Genomic DNA, 1,562 nt, shown 5'->3' on the forward strand with positions numbered 1-1,562 from the left:
GCCTCCACCTCCGCCGCCCGAGCCGCCCGAGCTGAAAGACGCCTTCGTGGCGAGCAAGCCGCGCAAGGGGCCGGACCTCTTGGGGTACAGCGCGACGGCTTCCTCGAGCAGTGTCTCGGCCACGCAGGCGGTGGCGGACAGCGGCTCCACGGTGGACGTGGCGGAGGCGTGGACGCTGCTGACGCAGGGGTACGCGCAGGCGCGCAACGTCACCGGCGCGGCGAACGCGGCGCTGGAGAAGGCGGCGGGCAACCCCGCGCTCCAGGCGAAGCTGATTGATTTGTTGCAGGCCACGCCCACGCGGACGCTGGAGGACGCGCTGACGAAGGACTTCGCGCACGGCGTGAAGGAGGCGGTGCCCAACCCGCCGCCGCGCCCGCCGGGCATCACCTCCGTGGGCACGGGGCGCGTGGCGGACTGCGCGCTGGAGACCGTCGCGAAGCAGGCGAGCCTCACGACGATGAAGCCCGCGCTGGAGGCGGCGGCGAAGCGGGGCCACCTGCAGCCCGCGGACCGGGACGTGCTGGTGTCCTGCCTGGGCAAGGCGGGCGCGGCCGTGGACGCGAAGCTGGACACGGCGGTGGCCGAGGTGCAGGCCGCGGAGCAGGCGTACACGGCGGCGCTGGCGGAGCGCGACGCGCTGGAGCAGCGGCTGGCGGGGGACATCGCGTCCTTCGGGCCGTACCTCACGGACACGCAGCAGCGCGCGTACATCGAGGAGTTCCGCAAGCTGCACGGGGGCGACTACACCCGCTTCGACGCGACGGCGAAGAAGCTGGAGACCACGCTCGCGAACAACGCGCCCCAGCTGGAGCAGGCCCTGCGGGGGCCGGATGGCTCCGCGCACGCCCGGTCCATCCAGGCGGCGTACACGGCGCTGGCCCAGTCCAAGAGCGCGTCCGCGGCGCTGGGGTGGGCCGCGAAGATGGAGGCGCCCGGCTCCGCGTTCGCGCCCTTCATGAAAACGCTGCCGCTGGACACCGTGCGGGAGAAGGCCGTGTCCGGCGCGCTGGTGAGCTTCTACGAGAAGTTCCCCAACGCCACGCCCGCGCAGGCGGTGGACCACCTCCAGAACGTGTTGACCCAGGGCTACCTGGGACAGCAGGCCGGGGGCGCGGGCGCGGACCTCCAGGCCAACTTCAAGAAGCTGCCGGAGGCGATGCGCACGGGGCTCACGGGCCTGCGCGACCTGGCGGCGGGGCGCTCCCAGACGGGCCTGTCGACGCTGCGGAACCTGGAGGCCAGCTCGCCCAGGTGGGGCCCGGGGTTCGCGGCGGCGGGCCTGGTGATGGGCATCCTCCAGACGAAGCAGTCCGCGAAGGCGCAGGACGCGCTGGGCACGCTGTGGGCGGGGACGTTCTCCGCGCAGCAGCTGACCAGCCTCACGAGCACCGCGCTGAGCGCGGCGAACAAGTCTGGCGGCGCGCTGGTGGCCGCGAAGTTCGCGGGCGGCCTGGGTGCCATCGGGGCCGCGCTGGACCTGGTGGTGCAGGGCAAGGAGATCGCGGACGGCAAGGGCAACGTGGGCACCGGCCTGTCCATCGCCGGGGACACGATGGGGC

Annotated in this window: 1 protein-coding gene; it reads left to right on the forward strand. The window is 73.5% G+C overall.

The features are described 5' to 3' along the window. Positions 1-46 precede the first annotated feature (46 nt). Positions 47-1,562, forward strand: a 1,516-nt coding sequence (locus tag D7X55_RS43785) for a hypothetical protein (RefSeq protein WP_158626494.1), incomplete at its 3' end; no start/stop codon positions are given.

Origin of the sequence: Corallococcus sp. AB049A (assembly GCF_003668885.1) — a bacterium.
In the GTDB taxonomy this organism is placed as follows: domain Bacteria; phylum Myxococcota; class Myxococcia; order Myxococcales; family Myxococcaceae; genus Corallococcus; species Corallococcus interemptor.